15 protein-coding genes are annotated in these 17382 nt (G+C 67.1%); 4 read left to right on the top strand and 11 right to left on the bottom strand.

All coding sequences use genetic code 11. From position 1 onward, the window contains the following. Positions 1-47: 47 nt before the first annotated feature. Complete coding sequence (locus tag RLN94_RS11685) at positions 48-1340, bottom strand: ABC transporter substrate-binding protein (RefSeq protein WP_350131897.1); 1293 nt, start codon at positions 1338-1340, stop codon at positions 48-50. A 313-nt stretch (positions 1341-1653) separates the two neighbouring features. Then, positions 1654-2028: a cupin domain-containing protein gene (locus RLN94_RS11680; protein ID WP_350131900.1), complete on the bottom strand. Its 375-nt coding sequence runs from the start codon at positions 2026-2028 to the stop codon at positions 1654-1656. A gap of 173 nt (positions 2029-2201) precedes the next feature. Between RLN94_RS11680 and RLN94_RS11675 the strand changes: the two genes are divergently transcribed. Further along, the gene (locus tag RLN94_RS11675; RefSeq protein ID WP_350131903.1) at positions 2202-2573 is read left to right on the top strand and encodes a cupin domain-containing protein; all 372 of its coding nucleotides are present in this window, start codon (positions 2202-2204) and stop codon (positions 2571-2573) included. Next, the gene (gene betA, locus RLN94_RS11670) at positions 2570-4273 is read left to right on the top strand and encodes a choline dehydrogenase (RefSeq protein ID WP_350131906.1); all 1704 of its coding nucleotides are present in this window, start codon (positions 2570-2572) and stop codon (positions 4271-4273) included. Before RLN94_RS11675 ends, betA begins: the two co-directional genes overlap by 4 nt. On the opposite strand, the gene RLN94_RS11665 is transcribed toward betA, so the two are convergent. The 5 genes from RLN94_RS11665 to RLN94_RS11645 all read right to left on the bottom strand — a co-directional run bounded on the left by RLN94_RS11665 (position 4270) and on the right by RLN94_RS11645 (position 11138). Continuing rightward, on the bottom strand, positions 4270-5457 hold the full coding sequence (locus RLN94_RS11665; protein WP_350079595.1) for an iron-containing alcohol dehydrogenase: 1188 nt from the start codon (positions 5455-5457) through the stop codon (positions 4270-4272). The genes betA and RLN94_RS11665 overlap by 4 nt on opposite strands. 22 nt (positions 5458-5479) lie before the next feature. Continuing rightward, the gene (locus RLN94_RS11660) at positions 5480-6910 is read right to left on the bottom strand and encodes an amidase (protein ID WP_350079593.1); all 1431 of its coding nucleotides are present in this window, start codon (positions 6908-6910) and stop codon (positions 5480-5482) included. Between the two features lie 12 nt (positions 6911-6922). Then, complete coding sequence (locus tag RLN94_RS11655; protein ID WP_350079591.1) at positions 6923-8995, bottom strand: ABC transporter permease; 2073 nt, start codon at positions 8993-8995, stop codon at positions 6923-6925. After that, positions 8992-10059: a quaternary amine ABC transporter ATP-binding protein gene (locus RLN94_RS11650; protein WP_350079589.1), complete on the bottom strand. Its 1068-nt coding sequence runs from the start codon at positions 10057-10059 to the stop codon at positions 8992-8994. The genes RLN94_RS11655 and RLN94_RS11650 overlap by 4 nt, the downstream gene beginning before the upstream one ends. 134 nt (positions 10060-10193) lie before the next feature. Then, positions 10194-11138, bottom strand: coding sequence for an ABC transporter substrate-binding protein (locus RLN94_RS11645; protein WP_350079587.1), 945 nt, complete (start codon positions 11136-11138; stop codon positions 10194-10196). A gap of 390 nt (positions 11139-11528) precedes the next feature. Between RLN94_RS11645 and RLN94_RS11640 the strand changes: the two genes are divergently transcribed. Beyond that, complete coding sequence (locus RLN94_RS11640; RefSeq protein ID WP_350079585.1) at positions 11529-12323, top strand: MBL fold metallo-hydrolase; 795 nt, start codon at positions 11529-11531, stop codon at positions 12321-12323. Next, complete coding sequence (locus RLN94_RS11635; RefSeq protein ID WP_350079583.1) at positions 12316-13092, top strand: SDR family NAD(P)-dependent oxidoreductase; 777 nt, start codon at positions 12316-12318, stop codon at positions 13090-13092. The genes RLN94_RS11640 and RLN94_RS11635 overlap by 8 nt, the downstream gene beginning before the upstream one ends. Positions 13093-13109: 17 nt before the next feature. Here RLN94_RS11635 and RLN94_RS11630 read toward each other — a convergent pair whose 3' ends face one another. From RLN94_RS11630 to RLN94_RS11615, 4 genes are read right to left on the bottom strand one after another with little or no spacing between them, the layout of a single operon-like run. After that, complete coding sequence (locus tag RLN94_RS11630; RefSeq protein WP_350079581.1) at positions 13110-14021, bottom strand: alpha/beta hydrolase; 912 nt, start codon at positions 14019-14021, stop codon at positions 13110-13112. Further along, complete coding sequence (locus RLN94_RS11625) at positions 14018-14935, bottom strand: DMT family transporter (protein WP_350079579.1); 918 nt, start codon at positions 14933-14935, stop codon at positions 14018-14020. The genes RLN94_RS11630 and RLN94_RS11625 overlap by 4 nt, the downstream gene beginning before the upstream one ends. 13 nt (positions 14936-14948) lie before the next feature. Beyond that, complete coding sequence (locus tag RLN94_RS11620; RefSeq protein ID WP_350079577.1) at positions 14949-16136, bottom strand: aminomethyl transferase family protein; 1188 nt, start codon at positions 16134-16136, stop codon at positions 14949-14951. Between the two features lie 3 nt (positions 16137-16139). After that, a complete protein-coding gene (locus RLN94_RS11615) occupies positions 16140-17288 on the bottom strand; it encodes an aromatic ring-hydroxylating oxygenase subunit alpha (protein WP_350079575.1) in 1149 nt (382 codons plus the stop codon). Positions 17289-17382: the final 94 nt, after the last annotated feature.

The following is a 17382-nucleotide window of genomic DNA, read 5'->3' as shown; positions in this document are numbered from 1 at the left end:
GGCCCGGCTTTTGTGCCGGACCGCTACCGTGTGCCACGTGAGAAGGATCAGCCGCGCTGGTCCCACATCTGGTCATAGGCCTTCATGTGCTTGACCAGCAGGTCGCCGTGCTTGTCGTACCATGCGGGGATGTTCTTGAAGTCCTTGATGGTGGCCTTGCCATCCTCGATGACCACCACGGGCCAGTCGCCGACGAGCGCGTTGTCGATGCCGAAAAGCTCGGTGCCCCACCAGTTGGCGTCGCCGAAGGCGTGCTTGCCGGTGCCGCCTTCCTTCATGGCGGAGATCACCGCCTCGGGGTCGGCCGAGCCCGTCTTTTCGGCGGCGGCTTTCCAGAGGTCCATGATCGAGGCGTATTCCCAGCTGACCGCGCCCCACTGGCCGGGGAAGCGTTCGGCGTATTCGGCGTAGAAGCCGTTGGGGTCCTCGAAGTTGACCTGGTCGGAGTTCAGCGCCGGGTCGTCGAAGTCGGGGAACTGGAAGATGAAGCCTTCCATGAATTCCTTGGACGTCTTCGAGATCATCTGGTCGTAGAAATCCGCCGTGCAGCTGATGATCTGGCCTTCGTACCCTTGCTGGAAGAGCTGTTCGCAGATCGGGTGGACGTAATCGGCATAGCAGGTGTCGAGACAGACGATATCGGGGCTGTCGGCGATCAGCCGGGTCACCACGGGGGCGAAATCGGTCGTCGCCGGGTCGAAGAGGAGCGGTTCGCTCTGCATCTCGATGCCGGCGGCCTCGAACGCGGCGAGGTAGGTGGCGACTGAGGGCAGGCCAAGCGCATCGTCCTGCGCGCACATCACGGCGGTCTTCAGGTCCGGCTTGTTCTCGGCCAGCCATTCGACGCCGGTGACGTTGTAGATCGGGTGCACCTCGGCCGGTGCGATCAGCGTCGTCGTATCAGGGCTGAGGTCCGAGGGCAGCAGGGTCGAGAACAGCATCCCGGTCTTGTCGGCCACGGGCTGCACGCCCGGCCATGTGTCGCCGCCCAGCATCATGATGAAGCTGACGCCATCCTCGCGAATGAGCTTGGTCGCGCCGGTGCGGGCCTTGGCGGGGTCATACTCGTTGTCGTAGCTCACGAACTCGACCGGGTGGGCGCCGTCGGACAGCGTGATGCCGCCCGCCTCGTTGACCCGCTCGGCCCAGATCTCGCAGCCGTCGAGGCCCGGTTTGCCCCATGCCGCCACGGCGCCGGTCAGCGGCGCGAGAAAGCCGATCTTGATCGGGTCTCCCTGCGCCAGCGCCGCGCCGGGCAAACCCGCGCTGACCGCCGTGGCCGCCGTGGATTTCAGGAACGTACGGCGCGTAAGCCCGGACGAGAAGATTCTGGAAAACATCTTGACACTCCCATGTTGGCACCGCTGCTTTTTCGCGGCTTATTGCGAAGCCGAATCCAACTGGGCAGAGGAAATCAGACGATTTCTGGACCATAACTGAACCAATTACCCAAAATGGTTCGATTTCGGATCAACCATAGCAGGCCAATATCGATTCCGGCAAAGGATTCTTTCCATTTTCTCCCCGGCCGGCCCGGCGCAGCCCGTCACAAAGCCGCCCGCCAAGCGGGCCTTGGCGGCCGGAAACGCTGATTTTTTGTGCAATCGCAAGGCGCTGGCGGAGAGCGCCGAGCCGGGAAAACCGGGCCGGAGCCTAACCTGCCATGCCCGGAGATTCCTCCGACGCCTCGGCGTAAACGGCGATCAAACAGCCGGTTTCGGTATGCGAGGTATGCTCGGTTCCCGCCTCGAGCCAGACCACGTCGCCGGTTCGGTAGACCGTCCCGTCATTGTCGATCAGCTCGCCCTCTACGATCAGGAATTCCTCGGCCCCGCCATGGCGGTGCGGGGTCGACCGCGCGCCCGGCTCCATGCGGTAGATGTAGAACCCGGTGTCGCGCTCGGTATGCGGGTTGAGCTTGATGTAGGAGGTGCCCGCCTCCGGCCCGCCGGTGGTGGTGTAGGGGGTATAGGCCGCGTCGTCGCGGATATTCGCGGTCTTCCGTTCGCTGGGCTGGATCGGTTTCATCGGGCGTTCCTTTCCGGGGCTGAGAGGGGGTATCTGCGCCCGCAGTGTAGCCAGAATTTGAGTGAGCGCTCAATCTAATTTTTCATGTGTGAACCATCGCCAGACCATGACAGCCAGTTTCGGTTCCCCTAAGCTTTCCGTCACAGGACCAATCGAGAGGAAGCGGCCCGCCGATGATACGCGCAATCGACCTGACCGACGCCGAAACCCACGCGCTGGCCGCCCCGCCCCGGCAGATGGAGATGAGCGGCCCCGACGTGGCCGCGCCGACCGAGTGGGAGAACCTCGTGGTCGACCGCCCCTCGCCCCATGTCCGCGCGGGCACGTGGAAATGCGAGCCCTACACGGACGAGATCACCGATTACGAATTCGACGAGTTCATGTACCTGATCGCGGGGCATATCGAGCTGATCTACCCGGACGGCACGCGCGACAGGTTCGGGCTGGGGCAGGCCTTCCTGCTGCCCAAGGGGTTCACCGGCACGTGGCACCAGCCCGGGACGGTGATCAAGTATTTCGTCATGATCGGCCGGCAGGACAGATGAGCGATTACGATTACATCATCGTCGGGGCCGGCTCGGCCGGCTGCGTTCTGGCCAACCGGCTGGGCGAGGATCCGTCGGTACGCATCCTCGTGCTGGAGGCCGGGGGCGACGACCGCTCGCTGATCGTGCGGATGCCCGCTGCGCTGTCGATGCCGATGAACACCAAGCGGTTCAACTGGGGCTTCCGGACAGAGCCCGAGCCGCATCTCGACGGGCGGCGGATGAACCTGCCGCGGGGCAAGGGGCTTGGCGGCTCATCCTCGATCAACGGGATGTGCTGGGTCCGGGGCAACCCGATGGATTACGAGCTCTGGGCGGCGCGGGGCGCAACGGGCTGGGGCTGGACCAGCGTGCTGCCCTATTTCCAGCGGCTGGAGAATGCCGGCGACGCGGGCGAGTTGCGCGGGCGGGGCGGGCCGATCGACGTGACGCGCGGGGCCGAGGCGAACCCGCTTTACGCGGCCTTCATCGAGGCCGGGGTGCAGGCGGGATATGCCCGCAGCGCCAACATGAACGACCGCCAGCACGAGGGCTTTGGCCCGATGGAGATGAACGTGGGCGGCGGCGTGCGCTGTTCGGCGGCAAGGGCCTACCTGCGCCCGGCGATGGCGCGCGGCAACGTGCGGGTGAAGACCTATGCGCAGGCGACGCGCGTGATATTCGAGGGCGGGCGGGCGACCGGGGTGGAATACCGCCATAACGGCGAGGTCCGGACCGCCATGGCGGGGCGCGAGGTGATCGTCTCGTCGGGCTCGATCATGTCGCCTGTCCTGCTCAAGCGCTCCGGCATCGGGCCGGGGGAGGAGTTGCAGGCGGCGGGCGTGGAGGTTCGGCACGATTTGCCCGGCGTGGGCGAGAACCTGATGGACCACCTCGAGGTTTACGTGCAGCAGGCCTGTACCCAACCTATCACGCTCTATTCCGCGCAAGGGACGCTGGCCAAGGCGCGGATCGGGCTGGAATGGCTGCTGACGCGCAAGGGGCTGGGCGCGTCGAACCATTTCGAGGCGGGCGCGCATATCCGGAGCCGGGCGGGGGTGAGCTATCCCGACCTGCAGATGCATTTCCTGCCGATCGCGATTTCCTATGACGGGACGACCCTGGCCGAGGGGCACGGGTTCCAGGTGCATGTGGGCCCGAAACGGTCGAAGAGCCGGGGCTGGGTGCGGCTGGATGCCGAGCGGCCGGACGGGCCGCCGAAGGTGCGGTTCAATTACATGAGCCATCCCGAGGATTGGCAGGAGATGCGCGCCGGGATCAGGCTGACGCGGGAGGTGTTCGCGCAGGCGGCGTTCGATCCGTACCGCGGCGAGGAGCTGGCACCGGGGCCGGAGGCGCAGTCGGACGAGGCGCTGGACGCGTTCATCAAGGCGAAGGTGGAGAGCGCCTATCACCCCTGCGGCACCTGCCGAATGGGCACGGATGCGCTGGCGGTGGTCGATCCGGAGTGCCGGTTGCGCGGCGTCGAGGGGCTGCGCGTGGTCGACAGCTCGATCATGCCGCAGGCGACGGCAGGGGATCTCAATGCGCCGACGCTGATGCTGGCCGAGCGGGCGGCGGATCTGATCCGGGGGCGGGCGCCTTTGGTGGCGGAGGAGGCGCCGATCGTGGTGGATGCCGGCTGGCGCGAGCGCCAGCGGTCGGCGGAGGTGTCGCAGGTTCTGGCGGGCGCGGACGCGGCGTATTTCGACCTGGGTTAGCGGGCCTTTACGAGGGCCGCGTCGATGAGGGCGGCGATCTCCGCCTCGGTCGCCTGGCGGGGGTTGGTGGTGGCGGCGACGTCCTGGATGGACTTGGCGGCGATGCGGGGGGCGCAATCCTCGGCCACGCCGATTTCCGTGAGCGTTCGGGGGATGTTCAGGCCGTCGAGAATCGCATCGACATGGGCGGCGAAATCCTCGGGAGAGAGCGCCCCCTGCCCCATCGCCTCGGCCATGCGGGTGGGCTTGTCGCCCAGCACCGGCAGGTTGAAGCGCAGGACGAGGGGCAGGATGACGGCGTTGGTCAGGCCGTGCTGGGTGTCGTACTCGGCGCCGACCATGTGCGAGATGGCGTGGACCAGCCCAAGCCCCTTGAGGAAGGCGATCCCAGCGAGGCAGGAGCCCGCCAGCATGCCGCCACGGGCGACGAGGTTGTCGGGTTCGGCCACGGCGGTGGGGAGGTGTTTGCCGATGAGGGTGAGGGCCTGGAGGGCGAGCCCGTCGCAGAGCGGGTTGAAGCCGGGGACGGAATAGGCCTCGATCGCGTGGGTCAGGGCGTCGGCGCCCGTCCACGCGGTGAGGGTCTGTGGCAGGCCGACGGTGAGCTCGGGGTCGAGCAGGGCGAGGCTCGGTTTCAGGGCGGGGTGCCAGACGCAGAGCTTCATGCCGCGCTCGACATGGGTGACCATGCCGGTGCTTTCCGTCTCGGCCCCGGTACCGGCGGTGGTGGGGATGGTGAGGAGCGGCGGGAAGGCGGGCTGGCCGGTCATGTCGGGCGGGGTCTTGTCGAAGTCGAAATCCCACAGGTCGATGGCGTTGGTGGCGGTCAGGCAGACGGCCTTGCCGCCATCCATGGCGCTGCCGCCGCCGATGGCGATCACCGCGTCATGCCCACCGTCGCGGAACATAGCCCGGCCCGCGCCGATCTCGTCGTCGCGCGGGTTGGGGGAGATGCCGGAGAAGACGTCGGAGGCGAGGCCGCCCTCGGCCAGCACCTGTTGCAGCCCGCCGATGAAGGGCAGGTCGCGGCTGCCCCGGTCGGTGACGATCAGCGGGTTCCTGAGCCCCATCGCGGCACAGCGCGTGCCCATTTCCGACAGGCGGCCCGGGCCATAGGCAATGGGCACCGGAAAGGTCCAGTCCTGCGGAGCGAGCAGGTCGTCTTCGATGGGCGACAGGGTCATTCGGGGCGTCCTTGGTTGATGGTCAGTCAGGCGCGGGCGGGCGGCGGTCGAACCACGGCGCCGCCTCTTCCAACTGCCGGGCAAGGCGGAGCATCAGGGCGTCGGCGCCCACATGCCCCACCATCTGCACCGCCAGCGGCAGGCCGTCGTGCTGGTAGAGCGGCACCGACATGGCGGGCTGGCCGGTGACGTTGAAAATCTCGGTATAGGGCGCGAAGCGGAAGGAGCGTTCGGCCCAGGCATCGATATCGTCGTTGACCAGATCGGTCAGCAGCCCGGTTTCCAGCGGCGGCTCGGTCAGGACCGGCAGGAGCAGCAGGTCGAGCCCGGCCATGGCCCCGGCGATCTTGCGGCGGATGGCGGTCATGCGCATCCGCGCCTGCACCATGTCGACCGAGGTCAGCCGCCGGGCCTGATCGACCGACCATTGCACCAGCGGGCCGAGGTCGCCCTTGCCCGGCGGCTTTCCCAACGCGGCGGCGCGGGCCTCGACCACGGCGGCAATCTCGCTGGCCCAGAAGGGCAGCGCGCAATCGTAGGGGTCGACATCCTCGGGCCAGGCAAACTCTTCCGTCCGGTGGCCGAGGCTTTCGAGCAGTTTACGGGCGTTCTCAACGGCCTCGCGCGTCGGCTGGTCCGGGTCGTGCCCGGCGGGAGAAGTCAGGATAACGCCCACGCGCAGCCCCTCGGGCGCCTGCGAAAGCGCAGTCACCAGATCGTCAGGCAGGCCCCGCCACGGCATCGGCTGACCCGCTTCCGGCGCGGCGGTGGCGGCGAGCATCCCGGCGGAATCGCGTACCGTGCGGGAGACCACGTGATCCACGTTGATCCCGCCCACCAGCGGGCCCATGGCAGAACCGCTGGCGATCACCCCTCCCGAGGGCTTGAAACCGAAGAGCCCGCAACAGGCCGCCGGCACCCGGATCGAGCCGCCGGAATCGCTGGCATGGGCCATGGGCACCATGCCGGCAGCCACGGCGGCGGCAGCCCCGCCGCTCGATCCGCCGGGGGTGCGCGTGCGGTCCCACGGGTTGGCGGTGGGCCCGAACAGTTCCGGCTCGCAGCCGTAATCGGTGGCGAATTCCGGCGTGTTGGTGCGGCCCGGAATGACCAGCCCGGCGGCACGCCAGCGGCGAACCAGCGCGCTGTCCTCCACCGCTTCAGGCGCATCGGCGAAGAAGCGGCAGGCATGGGTGGTCCGGAACCCGGCCACGTCGACATTGATGTCCTTGGCCAGGAAGGGCACCCCGGCGAAGGGAGCGTCATGGCCCACCGCCTCGGCCGCCTCCCGCGCGGCCCCCTCGTTCAGGGCCACCACGGCGTTCAGCCCGTTCAGCCGGTCGATCTCGGCCAGCGCCACGTCGAGCAGTTCGGCCGCGCTGACCTCGCCCTTGCGCACCAGCGCGGCAAGGCCGGTCGCGTCCTGCCTGCGATACTCCTCAGAGTTCAGCATGGGATCACCTTCTCATTCCGAGGACAGCCCCAGCTCCTGCTGGCGCTTCCGGCTCCAGGCCTGGGTCATCCGGTCGGCGATCATCGCGATGATCGCCATGCCCAGCCCGGCCACGATGCCGACGCCGAAATCGCCGTCGCCCAGCCCGATATAAACCCGCTGGCCCAGCCCGTTGGTGCCCACCAGCGCGGCGATGACCAGCATGGCGATGCCGAACATGATGGTCTGGTTGAGCCCCAGCATCATCACCGGCAGTGCGAGCGGCAGCTTGACCCGCCACAGCAGTTGCCGCCGGGTGCAGCCGATCGCCGTCGCCGCCTCGATCACGTGGGCGGGGATGTTGCGCAGCCCGTGCTCGGCATAGCGGATGGCGGGCACGATGGCATAGGCCATGATCGCCAGCAACGCCGTGAACTCGCCGATCTTGAAGATCATCAGGAAGGGGATCAGCAGCACGAAGAGCGGCATGGTCTGCAGCGTGTCGTTGACCGGGCGGAGGATTGCGGAGAGCCCGTCGAATTCCGAGGCGAGGATGCCGAGGCTGGCGCCGATGGCGAAGGAGAGAAGCACCGCCAGCCCGCAGAGGTAGATCGACAGAAGCGCCTGTGGCCAGACGCCCGAGATGATGATGAACCCCAGCCCCAGGAAGGTGCCGAGCGCCAGTTTCGGGCCTGAGAGCTGCCAGCTCAGCAGGGTCGCCATCGCCAGCAGGGTGGGCCATGGCAGGCGGGTCAGGCCGAAGAACAGCAGCGTCGCGCAGAAGGCCACGAAGAGCGCCGCCATCATGCCCCGGCGCCACGCGGTCAGCCCGATCAGCGCGATGGCCGCCGCGGCATAGGCCAGCTTGAGCGCGGTGGTGAACTCGAACCCCCATGTGAAGGGCGAGATGGTTTCCTGCAGCCCGATCTTGACCGGCAGCATGACGAAGAAGAAGGCCGCCGTCTTGATCATCGAGATCAGTTCGGCGAACTCGACCACGATATAGGTCACCGCGTCGTTGAGGTAGCGGGCCGGGAAGATCTCCCATGACCAGGGGTATTCATTGAGGAACGGCAGCACCTGTGCCAGCAGGGCCACGGCCACGCCCAGCCCGGCCGCGATCAGCCACATCCGGTGGCGCGAGGCGAAGCTCTCGTCGAGCACCGGCTCCTTCGGCTCGGCCGTGGCGGCGGCGGCGGTGATCCGGTCCATCACCATGGCCATCAGGGCGATGACGATGCCCGCCAGAAGGCTTTCGCCGAACTGCGCCTTGCGCATGGTCGACAGCACCTCCCAGCCAATATCGGCAGTGCCGCCGATGATCGAGGCGATGATGACCATGGAGAAGGCGGCCATCGTGGTCTGGTTCACGCCCAGCAGGATCTGGCGCATGGCGCTTGGCACGCGGACGCGCCAGAAAAGCTGGGGCGCGGTGGCGCCGGACATGAGGCCCGCCTCGATCACCTCTTGGGGCACGCGGCGCAGGCCGAGCATGGTGTTGCGCACGGTGGGCGGGAAGGCATAGAGCACGCTGGCAATCAGGCCCACCACCGGGCCGAAGCCGAAGAGCAGCAGGATCGGCAGGAGATAGGCGAAGGCCGGAACCGTCTGGAGGAGGTCCATCGTCGGCTTGATGGCGCGTTCGGCGCGGTCGGAATAGAAGGCCAGCGTGCCCAGCGCAAAGCCCACCAGCACCGCCAGCGGCACCGAGATGGCAACAAGCGCGAGCGAGTTCATCGACTCGTGCCAGTAGCCGATGACGACCATGTAAAGCACCGAGAAGAAAGAGAATATCGCCAGTTGCCAGCCCGAGACGGCGAAGGCGGCGAAGGTGACGAGCGTCAGCGTGACCGACCAGGGCAGCCAGTTGAGGAACTCGCGCACCGCCGTCATCGGCACGTCGAGCGCGGCCGAGATGGCGCGGAAGACCGGGCCGAAGACGTCGACGCACCAGTCCATGAAGCTGTTGAGCAGGGGCGTGACCGGGACGATCCAGCTGTCGGGGTAGGTGACCAGCCAGCCGGCCCAGCGCTGCAACGCGAGGAAGGCCAGCGTCAGCGCGATGAGCAGGCACCAGGCGAGGGTGACGGGGCGGAGGTGGTTCACGCCGGAACCTCCGCGCCGCGATGGGTGTCCTGATGCGCCAGCGCCGAGATGACGCTGCCGGCGGTGACCACGCCCATGACCGCGCCGTCACGCATGATGCGGATGCCGTCCTTGTGCGAGGCGAGCAGCGGCAGGAGCTGTTCGACGCTGCATTCGCTGTCCTGCTCGGGCATGGTGTCCTGTGGGGTAGCCTCGCGGTCGATGACGTTGCGGGCCTTGAGCACGCGGACCATCGGCACCTCCTCGGTGAACTCGGCCACGTAGTCGTCTGCGGGGTTCACGATCAACTCGGCCGGGGTGCCCATCTGCACCACCATGCCGTCGCGCATGATCATCATCCGGTCGGCGATGCGCAGCGCCTCGAGAAAGTCGTGGGTGATGAAGACGATGGATTTCTGAAGCGAGCGCTGGATGCGCAGGAACTCGTCCTGCATCTGGCGGCGGATCAGCGGGTCGAGCGCCGAGAAGGGCTCGTCGAGGAACCAGATTTCCGGCTCGATGGCGAGCGACCGGGCGATGCCCACGCGCTGTTGCTGACCGCCCGAAAGCTGGCGGGGATAGGCGGTCTCGCGGCCCTCGAGGCCCACCAGCTCGATCACCCGGCGGGCCTTCTCGATCTGCTCGGACCGGGGCAGGCCCTGCAGCGACAGGGGAAAGGCGATGTTGTCGAAGACGCTCAGATGCGGCATCAGGCCGAAATTCTGGAACACCATCCCCATCTTGTGGCGGCGGATGTTGATCAGCTCCTTGTCGGATTTCTTCAGCAGGTCCTCGCCATCCAGCAGCACCTCGCCATGGGTGGCCTCGATCAGGCGGGACAGGCAGCGCACCACGGTGGACTTGCCCGAGCCCGAGAGGCCCATGATGACGAAGATCTCGCCCACGTGGACGTCGAAATTCACGTCGGCGGCGGCCGGGATGGCACCGTCGTCGCGCATCCGTGTCGACAGCTCCTTCACGCCGGTCTTGCCCACCTCGGATTTGAAATAGGGCGAGGCGGAAGACCGGTAGACCTTCCACAGGTGCCTGCAGGACAGTTTCACGTCGCCTTTTTCGTCGCCCATCGCCCGTTCTCTCCCCGTGCGGTTCTTTCCCGCGCGGCCTTTTCCGGCCGGCTTATCATGCACATGGCCCGGCCCAAGGGCCGGGCCATGCTGTCAGGCCCCGCCGGTGGCAGGGCCGGTTGTCACTTACGCGCTCAGCTCTTGGCCGCTTCCGCCGCCTCGACCCATGCCGACCACGTCTCTTCGTTGGCATCGACCCATTCGGCAACCACTTCCTCGAGGTCACGGCCCTTCTGGTCGATCTCGTTCATCAGGCTGTTCTGGGTGTCGTTGTCGATCGAGAACGCCTCGTACAGCGCCGCGGCGCCCGGGTAGGTTTCGGCGAAATCCTTGTTGGCGATCTTGCTGATGCTGGCCTGTTCGAACCCGCAGGCATTGCCGCGGCTCTGGCCCGATTCCTCCTGGCATTCGCCGTCGGCGGCATCCCACTCGACCCAGTTGAACTCGTTCTCGGCGAACAGCCAGTGCGGCTGCCAGAACATCATCAGCATCGGCTTCTCGGCCGCCACGGCCGACTTGATCTCGGCGATCATGGCGCCCTCGCTGCCGCCGGCGACCGGCTCGAACGGAATCTCGATCTGCGCGACCACGTCCTTCGAGCGCGTGCCCCAGTCAGCCGGGTAGGTGATCAGCCGGCCCTTGGGGAAGGTATCGGGCGAGGCGAAGGCCTGCGCACAGTCGTAAAGCGCCTCGTAGCTGGGCAGGCCCGGGCACTGCTCTTCCATGTAGGGCGGGTAGATCCACCCCTCCTGCGGGGTCAGCCCGAGGTCGCCCACCACGACGATATCGCCCGACTCGACGGCCTTGGGATAGATATCGCCCACGTTGTTCGTCCAGGTTTCCGGCTGCAGGTGCAGGTCGCCCTGCGCGATGGCCGCGAATTGCGGCACGGCGCCGGCGGTGACGTATTCCACCGAATAGCCCGCCTTCTCGAACAGCGTCCCGAGGATATGGGCCGAGATATGCTGGCCCGTCCACTCGTTGATCGGGATGCGGATCGGATCGCTGGAATCGCCCAGCGCGCTGCCGGCCCCGGCCAGCGCAAGGCCGGCGGCTAGGAACAGTGATGTCATCTTCATGTCTTGATCTCCCTATCAGTCTGAAGCGCTTTGTTTTTGTTCTTGGCTATGCTCAATCCTTATGGAACCACACATCCCCGAAGTATTCATCCTTAAAATCGTTGAACGTCAGGGGGGCGGCCGTGCCGCCGGGGAAAGCGCCCGCGGATTGGGCCGAAGACGGCAATCGCCCTGCAATACTTGCCCGGGGCGCGGGGAAAATCCCGGGCGGGCCCTGCGGCTCTGCACCTTAAGGTATTGCGCACGGGCGATTTTCCCGCCTACCGCGAAGCCCCGCCCGGGCCGGTTCGGCCCCTGCCCCGGATGATTCGCCCCCGGCCGCCTAAGTGGTGGCAGAGCCGCCCGGCCCGCGCTAGGCTTTGCCCGACGACCCCTCCGCCGGAAAGGATCATGGCCATGGCGCCCGAGGTTGCGAAAGACTGGTACGCGGTCGAAACGCTGGGCGACGGCGTCTCGCGCATTCACGAAATCCACGTGGCAAGCTGGCTGCGCTGCAACATCTGGCACGTGAAGGGCCGCGACCGCGACCTGATCATCGACACCGGCATGGGCCTGCGGCCCCTGGTGGAAGAGGTCGCCCGGCTGGGCGAGCGCCCGATCACCGCGATCATGACCCACAGCCATTTCGACCATTCCGCCGGGCTGCACCAGTTCCACGACCGCTGCGGCCACCCGGTCGAGGCCGATATCATCGCCCGCCCCGACGCCGCCAACACCGTAGCCGATACCGGCTACGTGCGGGCCGAGACCTTTACCGCCCTGCCATACGCGGGGTTCAGCCACGAGCATTTCGAGGTGAAACCCGCTCCCCTGACCCGCCTGCTGGACGAGGGCGACGTGGTCGACCTTGGCGACCGGGTGTTCCGGGTGTTCCACCTGCCCGGCCATTCGCCGGGCTCCATCGCGCTTTACGAAGAGGCGACCGGCCTCCTGTTCAGCGGCGACGTGGTCTATGACGGGGCCCTGATAGATGACCTGTATCATTCGCAGGCCGAGGTTCTGAAGGCGTCGCATGCGCGGCTGAGGGAATTGCCGGTGACGGCCGTCCATGCCGGGCATTTCGAGTCCTTCGGGCGGGAGAAGATGATCGAGATCATCGACGACTACCTCGCCGGCGGGCGGCGCGTGGGCGACCCGGATGCGTGGATCGCGGGCGAGATGGACAAGGAGGCAAGCGATGGCTGAGGCGAAACAGAGGGTGGCCGTGGTCACCGGCGGGCTGGCCGGGATCGGGCTGTCGATCGCGCGGAAACTGGCCGAGGACGGGCTGAAGGTGGCGATCGGCGCGCGGCGCGGCGACGATCCGGCGATGCGGGAGATGGCGGTCAGGGAAGTCAGTGAGGGAACCTTCGTGGCCGGGCTCGACGTTTGCGACGAAGGCTCGGTCGAGGGGTTCTGCCGCTCGGTGGAAGACGCGCTCGGCCCCATCGACATTCTCGTCAACGCCGCAGGGATCACCATTCACCACACCGTCAGCGGCCATGGCCTGAAGGACTGGGAGCAGGTGATCGACACCAACCTGACCGGCCCGTTCCTGACCACCCGCGCCACCCTGCCCGGCATGATCGAACGCGGCTGGGGCCGGATCGTCAACATCGCCTCGACCGCCGCGAAATCGGCCGTGGCCGATCACCCGGCCTATTGCGCCTCGAAGGCCGGTTTGCTGGGGCTGACCCGTGCCGTGGCGCTGGAAGGCGCGCCGCACGGGGTAAGCTGCGTCTCGGTCAGCCCGACATGGGTCGAGACGGAGATGCTGCGCAGCAGTGCCGTGATCATGGCGAAGGAACATGGGCACAGCGTCGAGGACGAGATCGCCGCGCTGGCGAAGGCCAACCCGCAGAACCGGCTGGTGCAGCCCGAAGAGATCGCGGCGCTGGTGGCGTTCCTGTGTTCCGATGCCGCGCCCGCGCTGACGATGGAGGATATCTCGGTCAATGCCGGGGCGCATTGGTGAGATGGCGGGCATCGGCCTCAGCCCCCCATGTGCCGTGACAGGTGGGCGCCGCAGCGGCTGAGCGAGGCCGCCGCCTCGGGCAGTTCGTCGTAGAATTCGAAGACGTGCCAGAGGCCGTCATGCACATCCAGATCGACGTCAATTCCGGCGGCGCGCATCCGGCGGGTGAGTTCGATCGACGGGCTCATCAGCAGGTCGCGCGTGCCGGTGGTCACGAGGGTCTGCGGGAAGTCGGGCGTGAAGTGGCCGAAAAGGGGCGAGATGGCGGGCGTGTCGCGGGGCGTGTCGGCGGCGTACATTTCCGCCGCCGCCTCGACGAAGGCGAGGTCGATCGTGGGGTCGCGGCCGTCATTGGCCTGCAGGCTGTCGCCGCCATGGGTCAGGTCGCACCAGGGCGAGAGGAGGACGGCGGCGACGGGCATCGGCAGGCCGTTCGCCCGGGCGCGCTGCATGAGGTGGAGCGCCATGTTGCCCCCGGCGGATTCGCCGGCGATGGCGAAGGGGGCGGTTTCCTTGCAGAGCGTATCGTAGACCGCCGCGCCATCCTCGACGGCCGCCGGATAGGGGTGCTCCGGCGCGAGGCGGTAATCCACGGCAACGATCCGAGCGCCGGAATGATGGCAGAGCCCGGCGCTGACGATCAGGTCCTCCCGCGCGCTGCCGGTGACATAGCCGCCGCCGTAGCAGTAAAGGACGGTGCCGACGGGCTCTCCCTTGGGCAGGATCTCGAGGCAGGGCACGCCGGCGATTTGCGTTTCGCTGACCGTCACGCCATGGGCCTTCACCGCCCGCGCGGCCCGCGGCAGGAAATCGTCCTTCGCCATCTTGCGATAGGCGTCGACCGTCTGCGGTGACAGCGGCCCGAGGTCTTCCGCCGCCGGCTGGTCAAGGAAGGCCCGCGCCGCCTGGCTCATGTAATCGCCGCTCATGCCGTTCTCTCCACCCTTGCGCGGCGGTCGCGCCATGTCATCACCGCCGGTTCGATCAGCCCCGCCGACAGGATCAGCGGCAGACCGATAACCTCGCGCAGGCCGAAGCGCTCGCCCGACCAGATCGCCGCCGTCACCGCCGCCACGGCGATCTCGGTCATGAACAGCAGCCCCACCACCCCGGGGTTCAGCCGCGTCGGGGCGTAGACCGTGGCGAACCCGGCGGGCAGGATCAGCACCAGCGCCACCGGCAGGAACCAGATCGCGGCCTGTTTCAGCGCCGCGCTGTCGGGCACCTGCACGTGGCCGGCCGAGGTCGACCACAGTGCCACCGCCACGGTCAGGAGCGCGCCGACGAGAAAGAAGCTCACCGCGTGGGTGGCGGTGCGCACGCGGGATTCGTTCAGGATCAGCATGCAGCCCACCGCCCAGAACATCCCCGAGGCCAGCCCCAGCCAGTCGCCCAGGTTGCGCGGCAGGGGCAGGCCGGTATCGTCGGCGAAGATCACCACCATTCCGACCACCCCCAGCCCGATCGCCAGCCAGCGCGAGCGGGTTATCCGGTCGCCCAAGATCATCCAGCCCAGCGCGAAGCCCCAGATCGGCATCAGGTAGAACAGCAGCACCGCGCGCACCACGTCGGTATACAGCAGCGAGGCCGCGTACATCGCATAGGCCGCCCCCGCCAGCACCCCGCCGATCAACGCGCGGCCGCCCCGCAGGTAATCGCGCCGCAAATGCCACGCGACGGGCAGGCACATCACCGCCGGGATCGTCATGAACAGCGCCAGCGCCCACGGAGCCTCGAGCCCCGACTGTTCCAGCATCCGCAGCGGCAGCCAGAAGATGCCGAAGCAGAGCCCCGCAAAGAGCCCCGCGAAAACGGCCAGACGGTCGGGGTGCATCATCCGCATGTGGTTCCTTCCTTCACCCGGGGCGGTCCGGAATGTCGACCAGCTTGCCGCGCGGGATCTCTGCCTGACGGTCGTAGAACGGCATCTCGACCAGTTCGGCGGGATGATAGCTGCCGTCTCGGGTTTCCACCAGCACATGGCTCCCCGGCCCCGGCCCGGCCTTGTCCAGCAGGACCATCCCGATCCCATGGCCGAGGAAGGGCGAGCGGGAGCCGCAGGTGACACGGCCCGCCGGGGTGTCACCGACCTTCACCGTGCCGCCCACCTTCGGCTCTCCCCCGTCGCACCGCAGCCCGTGCAGCCGCGCCTCGCGCGGGGCGGCCTGCAACGCCGCCCTGCCGATGAAATCCGGCCCGTCGAGGTCGACGAACCGCCCCAGCCCCACGTCAAAGGGCGTGGTCGTGCCGTCGAAATCCGACCCGGCGTTGAGGATCCCCGCCTCGATCCGCCGGATGTTCATGGAATCCAGCCCGAAGATGCAAAGGCCATGCCCCTGCCCCGCCTTTTCCAGGTGCCGCCACAGCGCCTCGGCGTCGTGATGCGGCTCGGTGTAGAATTCCCAGCCCAGCTCGTTGGTATAGCCCGTGCGGGTGATCACCACCTCCTGCCCGCCGAACCGCACCCTTGCGATGCCGAAATAGCCGAACGGCTCTGGCATCCCGTCATCGGCGGCGGCGGAAAGGATATCCATCGCCGCCGGCCCCTGCACCTGGCTGACGAAGACCTCCGGATCGTAAATCCGAACATCCATCCCCCTGGCATGCGCCCGCGCCCAGTTGACGAAATCGCCATCCGCCTGCGCGTACCAGAAAAGCGTCTCGCTCAGCCGCAGGAGCACGCCATCGGTGATCATCCCCCCATCGTCGAAACAGGCCAGCCCGTAGCCACAGCGCCCCGGCTTCACCTTGCTGATATCCTTGGTGAAAAGCCGGTTCAGCAGCGCCTCGGCCTCCGGCCCCTCGAAGGCGATGGGCCATTCCCCGGTATTGAGCAGCGCCGCCTCGCGCCGCAGCTTCCAATACCCCTCGTCCGTATCCAGCGCATCCAGCCGCACCGCCATCAGGCGGCGGTTGTAGACGCAGTAATGCGGGCCCAACGGGCGCTCGATCTCGTGATAGGGGTGGCGGGTGAGACCGAAATCCCACCCCGCCCCGGGTTGCGTCGTCACGAGATCGCGGGTCGCCCCGTCGCTCGACCCCATGGCCTAGGCGTCCGGGTCGAGCCGGGCCCCCAGCGCGTCGGCCACAAGCTTCTGGAAGTGGTGCACGGCGTGCTCGCTGAGTTCCGTCTTGCCCGCGTCCACCACGAAGCGGCCCTGGTTGTAGCCCGAGGATTTCAGCCCATTCTGCACGCTCTCGCACAGCCCGATATCCTCGGGTTGCAGCACGTCGATCTGGTAGTTGATCGCATCGCGCAGCTGCTGGGTCACCTCGCCGTCCTTCACGAACCAGTCCTGGTATTCGACGCATTGGTCGGGGCCGGTGGGGTTCATCTGCAGGACCGACAGGTTCGCCTCGCCCGGATAGGCCCAGATGGTGAAGTTGGGCCAGACATACCAGCCGGCATAGCCGAAATCGACATCGCCCGGCGTGAAGCTGAAGGCGCGGGAATTGACCGAGCGGGGCTTGCCCGCGCATTGGCTGGAATAGAGGCCGCAGGTCACGGTGCGGTAGCTGTCCATGTCCACCAGGTCGACGAAATCCTTGTGCGCCGGGTGGCAGTGGTAGCATTCGAGGAAATTGTCGACGAGCACCTTCCAGTTGGCCTTGACGTCGTAGCTGTCGCGCTGGGCGAATTGCAGCTCGTCGACCGAGGGCACGAAATGGCGGATCTCCTTTTCGAGGTCGCCCATCTGCTCGGCAAACGGCGTGGCCTCGGGATCGAGATTGACCAGCACGAGGCCGCAGAACACCTCGACCTGCACCGGGCGGAGCGAGAATTCCTCGCGCCTGAAGCCCTTCACCTCCTCGGTATTGCGCGCCGATTTGAGCGTGCCGTCGAAGTCGAACGCCCAGGCGTGATACGGGCAGGCGATGATGTTCTTCTTGCCGGTTCCCGACAAAAGCTCGTGCCCCCGGTGCGGGCAGACATTGTAGAAGGCGCGCAGCTCGCCCGTTCTGGTGCGGGCGACGAAGATGTTCTGCTCGTGGATGCGCACGGTCAGGAACTGGCCCGGCTCGGCCACCTGGCTGACATGGCCGGCATAGTTCCAAGTGCGGTAGAAGATCGCCTGCTTCTCATGCGCCCAGATCTCGGGGTCATGGTAGAAACGCGCGGGCAGCGTGTAGGATTCCGCCGGGTCGGCGCGGAACGGGGCATCGCCCGGCATCAGGTTCAGAAGGGGTAAGTTCATCGGTGGCTCCTGCTTCCTTGTCTGTTGGCATTAGACAGAATAAGCATGGATGCTGACAAACGCTGATTTCTACCGCTTTTGGGCAAGTCCTGCT

The sequence above is a fragment of the Roseovarius sp. genome, assembly GCF_040223625.1.
Taxonomy (GTDB): Bacteria; Pseudomonadota; Alphaproteobacteria; order Rhodobacterales; family Rhodobacteraceae; genus Roseovarius.
Note: the sequence above shows the minus strand (reverse complement) of the source record. Positions and strands in the feature narration are given on the sequence as shown.